Origin of the sequence: Sulfuriferula sp. GW1, assembly GCF_047300855.1 — a bacterium.
Taxonomy (GTDB): domain Bacteria; phylum Pseudomonadota; class Gammaproteobacteria; order Burkholderiales; family Sulfuriferulaceae; genus Sulfuriferula.
Window position 1 is genome coordinate 3114313 of sequence record NZ_CP170197.1, and the last position, 14075, is coordinate 3128387.

The following is a 14075-nucleotide window of genomic DNA, read 5'->3' on the forward strand; positions in this document are numbered from 1 at the left end:
CCCATGTCTGACGTTTTTCAATTCATGAACATCCCGCGCCAGGACGGCGCCAAGACCCCCGCGGAAGTGCGCCGCGTGGAGTTCAAGGAAATCTATGCACCGATGAATCCCACCCAGGCTGGCGAGCAGGCCGGGCGCTGCCTGGAATGCGGCAACCCGTATTGCGAGTGGAAATGCCCGGTGCACAACTACATTCCCAACTGGCTCAAGCTGATCAACGAAGGCAAGCTGTTCGAGGCAGCGGAACTGTCACACCAGACCAACTCGCTGCCCGAAGTATGCGGCCGCGTGTGCCCGCAGGACCGGCTCTGCGAAGGCGCCTGCACGCTCAACAGCGACGGCTTCGGCGAGGCGGTGGGCGGCTTCGGCGCGGTGACCATCGGCCAGATCGAGAAATACATCTCCGAAGAAGCCTTCAAGGCCGGCTGGCGTCCCGACATGAGCCATGTCGTGAAGACCAGCAAACGCGTCGCAGTGATCGGCGCCGGCCCGGCGGGACTGGGCTGCGCCGATATCCTGGCACGCAATGGCGTCACTCCGGTGGTGTTCGACCGTTACGATGAAATCGGCGGCTTGCTGACCTTCGGCATCCCCGAATTCAAAATGGAAAAATGGGTCATGACGCGGCGCCGCGAAGTGCTCGAAGGCATGGGCGTGGAATTCCGCCTGGGCATGGAAGTCGGCAAAGACATCAGCATGCAGCAGTTGATGGACGAATACGATGCCGTGTTCATGGGCATGGGTACCTACACTTACATGAAGGGCGGCTTCCCCGGCGAAGACCTGCCCGGCGTGCTGGAGGCATTGCCGTTCCTGATCTCCAACGTGAACCATCGCCTCGGCTACGAAAAGCCCGGTGATGATTACCACTCCATGGCCGGTCAGCGCGTGGTCGTGCTGGGCGGCGGCGATACGGCGATGGACTGCAACCGTACCAGCATCCGTCAGGGCGCGGCCTCCGTTACCTGCGCTTACCGCCGCGACGAAAAAAACATGCCCGGTTCCAAGCGTGAAGTCGTCAACGCCAAGGAAGAAGGCGTGCAATTCCTGTGGAACCGCCAGCCGGTGGAAATCGTCGGCGACGGCAGGGTGGAAGGCGTGAAGCTGGTCACCACCGAGCTGGGACCGCCCGACGCGCGCGGTCGGCGCACACCGGTCGTGGTACCGGGCTCGGAAGAAATCATCCCTGCCGACCGCGTCATTATCGCCTTCGGCTTCCGTCCCAATCCGCAGCCGTGGTTCACCGATTTCGGCATCACCACCGACCAGGGCGGCCGCGTGGTAGCCAAGGGCAGCCAGCACAAGTTCCAGACCGCCAACCCGAAAATATTTGCCGGCGGCGACATGGTGCGCGGCTCCGACTTGGTGGTCACTGCAGTATTCGAGGGTCGCGAAGCGGCGGAAGGCATACTTGGCTATCTGGGTGTATGGTAGGCCTGCTTAAAACCTAAATTCGTTTGCCACGGAGGGCACAGAGAACACAGAGAAACGAAACGAGGATTTCCTGGCTTTCTCTGAGCCCTCTGTGATCTCTGTGGCTAACAACTCTTAAAGAAAAGCATCCATGCCCAAGCTGAAAAACGACACCTTCCTGCGCGCCCTGCTACGTGAACCCGTGGACTACACCCCGGTATGGCTGATGCGCCAGGCCGGGCGCTACCTGCCGGAATACAACCAGACCCGCGCCCGTGCCGGAGATTTTCTGTCGCTGTGCAAGAATCCGGACCTCGCCACCGAAGTCACGCTGCAACCGCTGGCGCGCTTTCCACTGGATGCGGCAATCCTGTTTTCCGACATCCTCACCATTCCCGACGCAATGGGGTTGGGCTTGTATTTTGCTGAAGGCGAAGGTCCCAAATTCGAGCGTCCGCTGCGCGAGGAATGGGAAATCCGCGCGCTCACCGCGCCCGATCCGGTCGAACACCTGGGCTACGTGATCGACGCGGTCAGCCAGATCCGCCACGCGCTGGACAACAGCGTGCCGTTGATTGGTTTTTCCGGCAGCCCGTTCACGCTGGCGTGTTACATGATCGAAGGCCAGGGCGGCACCGACTTCGCCACCGTAAAGAAAATGCTGTATCAGCGGCCCGATCTGCTGCACCACATCCTCGCCACCAATGCGCGCGCCGTCACCGATTATTTGAATGCCCAGATCGAGGCCGGCGCACAAGCCGTGATGATTTTCGATACCTGGGGCGGCGCACTGTCGCATGCGGCATATCGCGAATTTTCACTGCGCTACATGACCGAGATCGTGTCCGGTTTGACGCGCGAGCATGAGGGCGCGAAAGTACCCGTCATCCTGTTCACCAAAGGCGGCGGGAACTGGCTGGAAGCCATGACCGCCACCGGTTGCGATGCGCTGGGGCTGGACTGGACTGTGGATATTGGCAGCGCACGGACGCGGGTGGGCGACAAGGTCGCATTGCAAGGCAACCTCGACCCGGCCATCCTGCTCTGCGAACCGGATATCGTACGCAGCGAAGTGGGCAAGGTATTAGCCAGTTATGGTCACGGCAACGGGCATGTATTCAATCTGGGCCATGGCATTTCCCAGTTCACCCCCCCGGAAAATGCAGCGGCTCTGGTGCAGGCCGTGCACGAACTCAGCCGCTCATACCATATTGGCTAAGGCCTTGATAAAAGGCATCATGCAAGTGCGGACATTCGCAAAAACACAATATCAAAGAACACTTATGCACAATAATTGAGCGTTTACGCTTATTTCCAGCCGCACTGGCTTGACTTACGACAAAAACACATATTGTGTTGATTTTTAAATCATATTTATATTGCCGTTTTTTTACACTCGACCTGAAAATCCTTTTGCGTCATCGCCTTTGCGGGCTTAATAGAACTTTCCCCACAAAGTTATCCACAGATTGCGTGGATAACTTGTTTTAATCAGTCATGAGAACACTTTAGCGGCTAATTGCAGAATTCACCCGAGCAAACCGCACTATGTTGCCTACTACCCCTGGCGCCACCCCTATCGCCCAGATTGCGCTGGATATACCCGTATCCCGCTTATTCGATTACCTTGCTCCCGGGCTAACCCGGCAGGACATTGGTCTACGTGTACGCGTGCCCTTCGGTCGCAAGGAAATGGTCGGCGTGGTCATGGACCTGATTCCAGACAGCAACCACGACAAACATAAATTAAAGCCGATTCTGGAAATCTATCGTGATGCGCCGGCACTGCCAACCGAACTGCTGCGGCTACTGAATTTCTGCAGTGATTACTACCATTACCCGCTCGGTCCAACGGTGATGGCTGCATTGCCCACCACGCTGCGTCGCTCGCAACCCATACACATCAAGCTTGCCCATGCCTGGCTACTCACCAGCGCCGGCTTGGCTCTGAGTGCCGACGATCTACCCAGGCACGCGCCTGCCCAGCGCGCACTGCTGGATACCATGCGCGACGGCCTGGCCCACACCGGCGCGACATTGACAGCAATCTGCAGCGGCTACCGCGGCATAGTAAAAACCTGGGTCGAGCGCGGCTGGGCAGCGCAGATCAATCTGCCCGCCCGATTGCATGCCCCTCCGGTAGCAGCGGATACCGCACCGCAACTCACACCCGCACAACAGGATGCGGTAACGCGGATCAACGCAGCATTTACGAATTATCAGGCATTCCTGCTGCATGGCATTACCGGCAGCGGCAAGACCGAGGTATATCTGCATCTGGTTGCGTCCGCTCTGGAACGGGGCGGACAGGCATTGCTGCTGGTGCCGGAGATCAATCTCACGCCGCAGCTCACCGGCGTATTCCGCGCACGCTTTCCGCACATTGAGATTGCCACTCTGCATAGCGGCATGGCGGAAGGTGAACGCCTCGCGCACTGGCTGGCTGCCGCCGAAGGCCGCGCGCGTATCGTGCTGGGTACCCGGCTGGCCGTATTTGCCCCTTTGCCGCACCTGGCGCTGATTATTGTGGACGAGGAGCATGACAGCTCTTTTCACCAGCAGGATGGGCTACGTTACGCCGCACGCGACGTTGCGGTGGTACGCGCGCAGCAGCAGGGTGTACCGGTGGTGCTCGGCTCGGCAACCCCGGCGCTGGAGAGCTGGCACAACGCACAGAATGGCCGCTATACACTCATCCGCCTGGACCAGCGCGCGATCGCCAGCGCCCGCCTGCCCGTCATCAACCTGATCGACACGCGCAGCAGCAAACCCGAGGAAGGTTTGTCGGCCGCATTGCTGGCTGCCATTCGCTCCCGCCTCGCCGCAGGACAACAGAGTTTGATATTCGTTAATCGGCGCGGCTATTCCCCTGCGCTGATGTGTTTCGAGTGCGGCTGGGGCGCAGCATGCGCACGCTGTTCGGCGAAGCTGGTATTGCATCTGCGCGACCGTCAACTGCGTTGCCACCATTGCGGCCATGTCGAATCTGTGGTGCACGCCTGCCCGGCATGCGGCAACATCGATCTCAAACCCGGCGGCTTTGGCACCCAGCGCATCGAAGATGCCCTCACCCGCCATTTTCCGGAAGCGCGCATCCTACGGGTGGATCGCGACAGCACGCGCAAAAAACACAGCTGGCCGGACATGCAGCGTGCCATCCACAAGGGTGAAGCCGACATCCTGGTTGGCACACAGCTACTGGCCAAAGGGCATGACTTTCCCAAGCTCACGCTGGTCGGTGTCATCAATGCCGACAGTGCGCTATACAGCCCGGATTTTCGCGCTACCGAACGCCTGTTCGCGCAACTCATGCAAGTCGGCGGGCGTGCCGGACGCGCCAGCGAAGCGGGCGAAGTATTGATCCAGACGCAATTCCCCGACCACCACCTGTATCGCCTGCTGCAACGGCATGACTATGCGGGGTTTGCCGCGAGTCTGCTGGCTGAACGCGCCGCTGCCGGGTTCCCGCCATTCGTGCACCAGGCTGTATTGCGCGCGGAAGCAGGCAAGCTTGATACCGCGCTGGCGTTTTTACACCAGGCACAAGGTGCCGCACCACACATGGCAGGCATCACTTTGTTCGACCCGACGCAGGCAAGCATGGCGCGCAAAGCCGGGGTAGAACGCGCCCTGCTGCTGGTGCAGTCACCCGCCCGCAAACCCCTGCAGGCTTTTTTAAGCGCCTGGATGCCGCAACTATATGCACTCAAGGCAAATAACGTACGCTGGAATCTGGACGTGGATCCACTGGAGATATGATGCCTACTCGACCATGCGGGCAAACAGCCACCCGGCTATAATAGGCAACCTTTTTTGAAGACTGCATCATGCGCGTCCCTTACACCGAAATCAAACCGCACCTGGTCGACCTGTTCCGTGCTGCCATTGCTGCCGCACTCCCCGAGGCAGCCGATGCGCCAGTAGAAATCGATCACCCGCGCGACGCAGCGCACGGCGACTACGCTTGCAGCGTGGCGATGAAACTGGCCAAAACCCTGCGCCGCAACCCGCGCGAACTGGCGCTGATCATTCAGGCTGCGCTGCCCGCCTCGCCGCTGGTGGATAAAACTGAAATTGCCGGTGCGGGTTTCATCAACGTGTTTTTGCGGCCGGCCGCTTACCAGCAGATCGTGCCGTACATCTTTGCCCGGGGTGACCGCTTTGGCGATGGGCGCAGCGGCCAGGGAAAACGGGTGCAGGTGGAATTCGTCTCCGCCAATCCGACTGGTCCGCTGCACGTCGGACACGGGCGCGGTGCGGCTTACGGTGCCAGCCTTGCCAATGTGCTGGCGGCGGCCGGATACGAGGTGGCGCGCGAATATTACGTCAATGACGCCGGGCGGCAGATGGATATTCTGGCGCTCTCAACCTGGCTGCGCTATCTCGAATTGTGCGGGATCCATGTGCCTTTCCCGGGCAACGCCTATCAGGGCGATTACGTGCGCGGCATGGCGCAAATGATATTCAATGCGCACGCCGACCGCTACGTACATGAACCGTGGCGCGTGCTGGATGGCGCACCTGATTTTGATACTGCACCCGATGCGCATCTGGATCAGCTGATTGCCAATGCCAAGACGTTGCTGGGCGCTGATTACGCCTATGTGCACGACCTGGTGCTCACCGAGCAACTGGGTGACTGCCGCAACGACCTGCTGGAATTCGGCGTCGAATTCGACCAGTGGTTCTCCGAGCAATCCCTGTATGACTCCGGCATCGTGCAGCGCACCTTGGCCCTGCTGGAAAAAAACGGGCATATCTATACCCAGGACGGCGCCAAGTGGTTCCGCTCCACTCACTTCGGCGATGAAAAAGATCGCGTGGTACTGCGCGAAAATGGCCAGTACACCTATTTTGCTTCGGATATTGCCTACCATCTCAACAAGCTGGAGCGCGGCTTCGACTGGCTCATTGACGTGTGGGGTGCCGATCACCATGGCTATATTGCCCGCGTGACCGGCGCATTGCAGGCACTGGGGCTGGCTGCCGACAAGCTCAGCGTGGCGCTGGTGCAGTTCGCGGTGCTCTATCGCAACGGCCAGAAAGCGGCAATGTCCACCCGTTCGGGTGAATTCGTTACCCTGCGTGAGTTGCGGCGTGAAGTCGGCAACGACGCGGCACGTTTTTTCTATGTGTTGCGCAAGTCCGACCAGCACCTGGATTTCGACCTGGACCTGGCCAAATCGCAGACCAGTGACAACCCGGTGTACTACATTCAGTACGCGCATGCGCGCATCTGCAGCGTACTCGCGCAATGGGGCGGCGACCCGGCATTACTGGCGGACACCGACTTTACGCCGCTCACCAACGCTTATGAAATCGATCTCCTGCACCGGCTTGCCGAATATCCTGGCGTGGTGGACATGGCGGCACGGGAACTCGCACCACACGCGATTGCCTATGCTCTGAAGGATATCGCGGGGGCCTTGCATGCCTATTACAATGCCGAGCAGTTTCTGGTTGACGACAAAACCATGCGTCATGCACGGCTCGCCCTCATCACCGCTACGCGCCATGCGTTACGCCATGGCCTCGCTCTGCTGGGTGTAAACTGCCCGGACAAAATGTAACACCATCCGACAAGGACATTACTACCCCATGGCACGCGACTACAAATCCCGCCCCAGCGAGCAGAAAAAAAGCGGCTCGCTATTCTCCGGCATTCTTATCGGCCTGGTCTTCGGACTCGCCATAGCCATCGTGGTTGCAATGTGGGTGAACAAAAGCAATCCGTTCGCTCTGCGCGAAAAACCCGTCGTCAGCGAGACCAAGGATAAAACCGCAACCACTGCGCCAGCGCCGAATGCGCCCGCTGAAGAAAAACCCCGCTTCGATTTTTACAAGATTTTACCCGGCAACGAAGCGGCCATGAGCGACCAGGATCTGCACAAGAACCCGACGCCACCCGCCGGTGAAAGCTATTACCTGCAGGCCGGTGCATTCCCCAATAGCGCCGATGCGGACAACCTCAAGGCACGGCTGGCCTTGTTGGGTTACGAAGCTTCCATCCAGACTGCGGAAATCCCCGGCAAAGGCATCTGGCACCGGGTTCGCGTGGGTCCATTCAACAGCATGGATGAACTCGACAAGACACGCACCGCGCTGGAACAAAACCAGATCAAAACCCATCTGATACGGGTCAAGAACGCAACCGCGAACACGCAGTCGAATTGAGCACCGTAACCAATAGGAGAAGACGATGTCCCTGATGCGCAAATTTTTGTTGATGATCGCTCTGTTAGGCATGGGCGCATTACCGCTGGCGCACGCCGACGCGGCTCACCCGGTGGAGGGCAAGGATTATCAGGTCATCAGCCCTGAACTCAACACCGACAGCGGCAACAAGATCGAAGTGGCGGAGTTTTTCTGGTACCGCTGCCCCCACTGCTTTCATCTTGAACCGGCACTCAACGCCTGGATCAAGAAACTGCCCAAAGACGTAGCCATACGCCGCATTCCGGCAGTACTGAATGAGTCCTGGCTGCCGCTGGCAAAAACCTATTACACCTTGGACCTGCTCGGTAAAATACCGGCGCTGCATGACGATGTATTCAACGCCATCCACGTAGAGGGCATCGATCTCAACAATCCGGACATACTGTTCAACTGGGCAGAAAAACAAGGCATCAACCGCAAGACCTTTGTGGATACCTATAATTCCTTCGACGTACAAAGCAAGGCAATGCGCGCCAACCAGCTAACGCGCGACTCCAAAATCAATGGCGTGCCGGCATTTGTAGTGGCGGGCAAATATTCCACCTCGGTATCGATGACCGGCAGCGAGGAAGCTTTATTCAAAACGCTCGACAGCCTGATTGCCAAAGTGCGTAAAGAGCGGTCGAAGCAGGCCCGGCACGCGCCCGCAAAAAAACATTAAGCACTCACCCCCTAGCCAATGGCCGCCTTGCGCGTTTTCATTACTGGCGCGTCGAGCGGTCTGGGTGCAGCCCTTGCCCGGCACTATGCTCTACAGGGCGCGCAGCTTGGTCTGGTAGCACGGAGTGCGGACAGGCTCGCAGCGCTTGCCAAGGAATTTCCCGGCTGCGTCATCTATCCGCTGGACGTGCGTGAGCAAGCTGCCATGCAGGCCGCCGCGGCCGATTTTATCGCGCGTTTTGGCGTACCGGACGTGGTCATCGCTGCAGCCGGCATCAGCGTTGGCACGCTCACCGAACACGCCGCGGATCTTGGGGTGTTTCAAGCCGTCATGGACACGAATGTAATCGGCATGGTGGCCACCTTCCAGCCTTTCGTCGCCGCCATGCGCCATGCGCGTAACGGAGTGCTGGCGGGTATCGCCAGCGTGGCCGGCATTCGCGGCCTGCCCGGCGGCGCAGCCTATTCCGCGTCCAAGGCAGCAGTCATTTCCTACCTGGAATCGCTGCGGGTGGAACTCCACAACAGCGGCGTCGCCGTGTCTACGGTCAGCCCCGGTTACATCGTCACACCCATGACCGCGGTGAATCCGTATCCCATGCCCTTTATCCTGCAAGCCGATGTGGCGGCTGCAAAAATTGCCCGCGCCATTGCGCAGCGGCGGCGCTATGTCACCTTGCCCTGGCAAATGGCACTCGTCGCATGGGCGCTGGGTTTGTTGCCGCGCGTGCTCTATGATCGCCTGTTCTGCCGCGCCCCCCGCAAGCCGCGCAATCTGCCGCTGTGAATCTCATTGAATTGATGGTTACAATGTGCACGTATACATTCGATTCAAACCGGCTTGGAGGCCGCTACCATGACCATTTCCATCCTGCTGATAGACGATCACCCGCTCACCCGCCTGGGTATTGCGCGCACCCTGGAAAACACCCCGGGAATGCAGGTCAATGCACAATGCGCGGATATCAAAAGTACACGCGAGTGGCTGGCAAGCCCAGGCAGTCAGGCCGATATTGCCTTGCTGGATCGCATTTTGCCTGACGGTGACGGCCTGAGTCTGGTACAGGAATTGAAAAAACGCGGCATTCGCACGGTGATGCTTACCATGGCCGGGGAGGACTTCGAAATCAGCGAAGCCATTGCGGCCGGGGTGGATGGCTATATCCTGAAAAGCGCCGATCCGGAGCAGCTCATCAACGCGATTCAATCCGTGGCACAGGGCAACAGCATGTTCCCCTCCCACATCATGCAAAAACTGGCGCGCGGTGAACTCAAGCAGGACGTGTTCAGCAAGTTGTCGCAACGCGAGCGCGAGATCGTCGAACTGGTCGCCCAGGGGCTCTCCAACAAGGCCATCAGCAGCCGCCTGGATTTGTCCGAAAACACGGTCCGCAACCATCTCTCCAACATCATGGAAAAACTGGGCATGCAAAATCGCGTTCAGGTGGCCACCAGCGCGTTGAAACATACCCGCATCACCGACAAAAGCTGAATGAACTTCCACTACCTCGCTGTGCCGGATTGAAGGACTACGAGGAACCACGATTCACGCATGGATTACACCGCCCCCTATCTGGAACGCACGCTGAAACGCATGGCGGCCGAAACCGAAGCTGCCGATCCGGCACTGATCAAACGCCTGTTTTTTCATCTTCGTCCCGGCCCATCCGAACCCAACGAACGCGCCGCGACGCATCTGGCCGACCTGCTGGGACTGATCGAGCGCAATGCCGGTTACGCAGAAGCATTGCGCTTTCATCTGCTGGGGTTATTGCTGGCGAAAAAATCCGGTAACTTGTTGCGCGACAGCGGGATACTGCCGCGTCGTGGCGTCGGTACCGAGCTGTCGCGCCGCATAGGCTTCAAGTTGCTGCCGCCTGTTGCCGATCCTGATTCGCTGCGTGACTGGCTCGACGAGACACTGACCGCGCGCGACACGGAATGGATAGCCGCAGTGGATGTACAGCTCTGGTACCGGCTGCTGTATGCGCTCAATCTGGACGCACTGGATGAAACGTCTACCGCCGCGCTGCGGCAGATGCTGCTGGACGCCATCAACGGTCTGTCACACCGTATCGCGGCCGAAGGGCTCGACCCCGAACTGTTGCGTATCGAGCCTGAACTGGAAGAATACGCCTCGCCCTTTCTGGCGCAGCATGAAGAGATTTACGCGTTGCTTCAATCCAGCCTTGCGGCCCATCCAGCCACACTTGATATTGGTCAGGCCGTGGTGTTGCTGGATCAATGCGAAGCGGTTCTGGAACGTATCCAGCGCCGTGCTGTAACCGTCGGCACCAGCGTCAATCTGACCCTGTTAAGCAATCGCCTGCACCAGCAGATTGCACGCATGCGCAGCCTGCTCGAGCTGCTCCAGGCGGACTCCATGGCTGCGCGCGTGCCGATTCTGACTGCGCTGTTTGTGACCTTCACCGTCACCGCCAACGAACGTTACAGCGTGCGTAATCTGATCTCTGCCACCACCGGCAGGCTGGCCTACCAAATCACCCAGCATGCGGGGCGCACCGGGCAGCACTATATTGCCGACAACCGCAGCGAATTGATGAGTATGTTCCGCTCCGCCGCCGGAGCCGGAATCATCGTTGCCGTGATGGCCCTGCTCAAAGTGCTGATCGTCAAATCACATCTGGTGCCCCTGCAGGAGGCGTTGCTGGTGAGCCTGAATTACGCACTGGGCTTCGTGCTGGTGTTTGTGCTGCATTTCACCATTGCCACCAAGCAGCCGGCGATGACCGCCAGTCTGATAGCACACACCATTGCCCGTGCACGCAGCGCCAAGGACCAGGACCATGTCCTGTCCAGTTTTGTCACCAGTGTGTTCACCAGCCAGTCTGCGACGATTGCCGGCAACCTGTTCCTGGCGTTCATCACCGCCGCATTGATAGGCAGCGGCCTCACTTATTTTTTTGGTATGCAGCCGGTGGATACGCACAAGGCGGTGAGTCTGCTGGCCGAGATCTCCCCGATGGCGCCGATGAACCTGGTTTACGCCGGTATCGCCGGGGTAGGACTTTTTTTATCCGGGATTGTCAGTGGTTATTACGACAACAAAAGCGTGTATAACCGCATCCCGGAACGCCTGGCGTCACTGAGCTGGCCCGGATACCTGGTGACCCGGCGCGGCTGGAAGGCGATTGCCGCCTACATTGGTGACCATCCCGGCGGTATTGCCGGCAATCTCTTTTTCGGTTTTTATCTGGGCATGGTGTCCGCGTTTGGAAATCTATCCGGGCTGCCGCTGGATATCCGTCATATCTCCTTCAGCTCAGCCAATTTCGCCTACGGCTGGCAGGCACTGGGATGGAATCTGCCCTGGTCAACTGTCGCCCTGTCTGCCGCCGGCGTATTGCTGATCGGACTGGTCAATCTGATGGTGAGTTTTTCCCTGGCCTTCTATCTGGCGTTACGTGCCGCCAACCTGCCTGCAACAGAAGCTGTGCCCTTGTTAAAGCGTACCCTGCTCGCCATGCTGTTTGCTCCCTGGCGTATGCTCAGGCACCAAAAACCGGCATGAACGAGTCCATACCCATCGACCGCACCCAGGTTGCGGTAGCAGTTATCACCCGGGCAGACGGAACATTCCTGCTGGCCAGCCGCCCGCCGGGCAAACCCTACGCAGGTTATTGGGAATTCCCTGGTGGTAAAGTCGAACCCGGTGAAACCGTGCATGCTGCGCTGGTACGCGAGTTGCACGAAGAACTTGGCATCGAGGTGACCCATGCCACGCCGTGGCTTACGCGTTACTTCGACTATCCCCACGCACGCGTTACCTTGTCATTTTTTCGCGTCAGCGGTTGGCACGGTGAGCCGCATGCCAAAGAAGGGCAGACGCTGGCCTGGCAGACTCCCGGGGCGATCAACGTCGCCCCGGTGCTGCCTGCCAACCACCCGGTTTTTGCAGCGCTGGCGTTACCGGCAGTTTATGGCATTAGCCAGGCAGGCAGCGATCCGGCCGGATTCATGACGCGCCTGGATAATGCGCTGGAAAGCGGCCTCAGGCTGATCCAGATTCGCGAAAAATCCATGCCCGCCGCCACACTGGAAACATTTGCCCGCGATGTACTGGCGCGCGCCCAAGCCCATCAGGCGCAGGTACTGCTCAATGCCGATGTGGCGTTGGCACAACGTATCGGCGCCCACGGTGTACAACTCAATGCGACTCAACTGGGTGAATTGAGCCGCCGCCCTGATCTGCCGCTGGTGGCGGCTTCCTGTCACAATGCCAGCGAACTGGAGCGCGCCGAGGCACTGGGCTGCGATTTCGCCCTGCTTTCTCCCGTGCTGCCCACACCCAGCCACCCCGGTGCGCCGGTACTGGGCTGGGACAATTTCGCTGCGCTCTGCGCTGGCCGCACCCTGCCAATTTACGCGCTAGGGGGCCTCAGCAGCGCCGATCTGGAAAGCGCACGCCAGCACGGCGCACACGGCGTGGCGCTATTGCGGGGTGCCTGGCAATGAAATTCGGCGCCGGTCTGGTCAGCATGTTTAGCCGCAACCGGCGTTACCTGCTGGGTTACGCGGCGCTGATCGGTTTGATACTGGCGCTGATTGCTACCGAGCTCTACCATGTGCTGCCGCATGATGAGGACATAACGCAAACGGTATCCTGCCCGGATCTGACCAGGATGTGCCGGTTCGAAGTCGCCGGCAAACCGGTCGAACTGCGCTTTTCCGCTCCGCCTTCCGGCCTGCATCCCTTTATCCTGCAATTGCATGCAGCGGATGCGCACGAAATCCATGCCAGTTTTATCATGCGCAGCATGGACATGGGGTTTAACCGTTATCATTTGCTGCCCAGCGGAACTGGCAACTGGCAGGCACGCGTACTGCTCCCTGTATGCGTGACCGGACGACGCGACTGGGTGTTGACGCTCACCATCGACGGTAAACAAGTGGAAATTCCGTTCCAGGGATGAAACCTGTCCCCCAAGTTTGTCATCAATACGTCATTGTTCCACGCTGACCTGACGCTATAATCACGGGAACTATCAGAAAGAGGTATCTCGACCATGGTCCAAGAACACACCTACAAACAATTCGATGCCGATCTCGAAAACATTCGCTCCAGTGTTTTGCAAATGGGCGGCCTGGTCGAAGAGCAGATATCCAACGCCATCGAAGCGCTGATCAACGCCGATCTGGAACTGGCCGAGCTGGTCATCAACAACGATCACCAGGTCAACGGACTGGAAGTCGCGCTGGATGAAGACTGCACCCAGTTCATCGCGCGCCGTCAGCCCACCGCATCCGACCTGCGCATGGTGATGACAGTGGTCAAAACCATTACCGATTTGGAACGTATCGGCGACGAAGCCGCCAAGATCGCGCGCATGGCGCGGCGCATTCATGCATCTGATCGCATTACCCAACCGCGCTTCAACGAAATCAAATACATGTCCAACGTGGTGCTGGAAATGCTGCGTCGCGCACTGGACGGTTTTGCGCGTCTGGACGTATCCAGCGCCGCCGACATTGTGCGTCAGGACATGCAGGTGGACGAAGAATTCCGTCTGGTGCTACGCCACCTCATTACTTTCATGATGGAAGACCCGCGCACCATCTCGGTTTTCATCGATATCATGTTCGTCGCCAAGGCCATCGAGCGCATGGGCGATCACGCCAAGAACATGTCCGAGTATGTGGTATACATGGTCAAGGGCAAGGATGTGCGCCACACCACCGTTGAAGAGATCGAGCGCGTCGCACAACGTTAATCGTTAATCGCGTTTCAATAAAAAAGGCAGCTCAGGCTGCCTTTTTTATTGGAC

12 protein-coding genes are annotated in these 14075 nt (G+C 58.9%); all 12 read left to right on the forward strand.

What is annotated here, in order from left to right; genetic code table 11:
• The first annotated feature begins 3 nt into the window (after positions 1–3).
• The 12 genes from ACFDAU_RS15270 to phoU all read left to right on the forward strand — a co-directional run bounded on the left by ACFDAU_RS15270 (position 4) and on the right by phoU (position 14021).
• Entirely contained in the window at positions 4–1434 is a 1431-nt protein-coding gene (locus tag ACFDAU_RS15270; protein WP_413437764.1) for an FAD-dependent oxidoreductase, read from the forward strand.
• A gap of 130 nt (positions 1435–1564) precedes the next feature.
• On the forward strand, positions 1565–2632 hold the full coding sequence (gene hemE, locus ACFDAU_RS15275; protein ID WP_413437765.1) for a uroporphyrinogen decarboxylase: 1068 nt from the start codon (positions 1565–1567) through the stop codon (positions 2630–2632).
• Positions 2633–2961: 329 nt separating this feature from the next.
• A complete protein-coding gene (locus ACFDAU_RS15280; RefSeq protein WP_413437766.1) occupies positions 2962–5172 on the forward strand; it encodes a primosomal protein N' in 2211 nt (736 codons plus the stop codon).
• A 68-nt stretch (positions 5173–5240) separates the two neighbouring features.
• Positions 5241–6983, forward strand: a complete 1743-nt coding sequence (gene argS, locus ACFDAU_RS15285) for an arginine--tRNA ligase (protein ID WP_413437767.1) — start codon at positions 5241–5243, stop codon at positions 6981–6983.
• Positions 6984–7011: 28 nt separating this feature from the next.
• Positions 7012–7587 carry an SPOR domain-containing protein gene (locus ACFDAU_RS15290; RefSeq protein ID WP_413437768.1) on the forward strand — a complete coding sequence of 192 codons (576 nt, stop codon included), beginning with the start codon at positions 7012–7014 and terminating at the stop codon, positions 7585–7587.
• A gap of 25 nt (positions 7588–7612) precedes the next feature.
• The gene (locus tag ACFDAU_RS15295; RefSeq protein WP_413437769.1) at positions 7613–8290 is read left to right on the forward strand and encodes a thiol:disulfide interchange protein DsbA/DsbL; all 678 of its coding nucleotides are present in this window, start codon (positions 7613–7615) and stop codon (positions 8288–8290) included.
• Between the two features lie 18 nt (positions 8291–8308).
• Positions 8309–9076 (forward strand): SDR family oxidoreductase, encoded by a 768-nt coding sequence (locus tag ACFDAU_RS15300; RefSeq protein WP_413437771.1) that lies wholly within the window; start codon positions 8309–8311, stop codon positions 9074–9076.
• A gap of 69 nt (positions 9077–9145) precedes the next feature.
• On the forward strand, positions 9146–9781 hold the full coding sequence (locus tag ACFDAU_RS15305) for a LuxR C-terminal-related transcriptional regulator (protein ID WP_413437772.1): 636 nt from the start codon (positions 9146–9148) through the stop codon (positions 9779–9781).
• A gap of 60 nt (positions 9782–9841) precedes the next feature.
• Positions 9842–11821 carry a site-specific recombinase gene (locus ACFDAU_RS15310; protein WP_413437773.1) on the forward strand — a complete coding sequence of 660 codons (1980 nt, stop codon included), beginning with the start codon at positions 9842–9844 and terminating at the stop codon, positions 11819–11821.
• Positions 11818–12765: a Nudix family hydrolase gene (locus ACFDAU_RS15315; RefSeq protein ID WP_413437774.1), complete on the forward strand. Its 948-nt coding sequence runs from the start codon at positions 11818–11820 to the stop codon at positions 12763–12765. The genes ACFDAU_RS15310 and ACFDAU_RS15315 overlap by 4 nt, the downstream gene beginning before the upstream one ends.
• The gene (locus ACFDAU_RS15320; RefSeq protein ID WP_413437775.1) at positions 12762–13223 is read left to right on the forward strand and encodes a hypothetical protein; all 462 of its coding nucleotides are present in this window, start codon (positions 12762–12764) and stop codon (positions 13221–13223) included. The genes ACFDAU_RS15315 and ACFDAU_RS15320 overlap by 4 nt, the downstream gene beginning before the upstream one ends.
• A gap of 93 nt (positions 13224–13316) precedes the next feature.
• Positions 13317–14021, forward strand: coding sequence for a phosphate signaling complex protein PhoU (gene phoU / locus ACFDAU_RS15325; protein WP_413437776.1), 705 nt, complete (start codon positions 13317–13319; stop codon positions 14019–14021).
• Positions 14022–14075 lie beyond the last annotated feature (54 nt).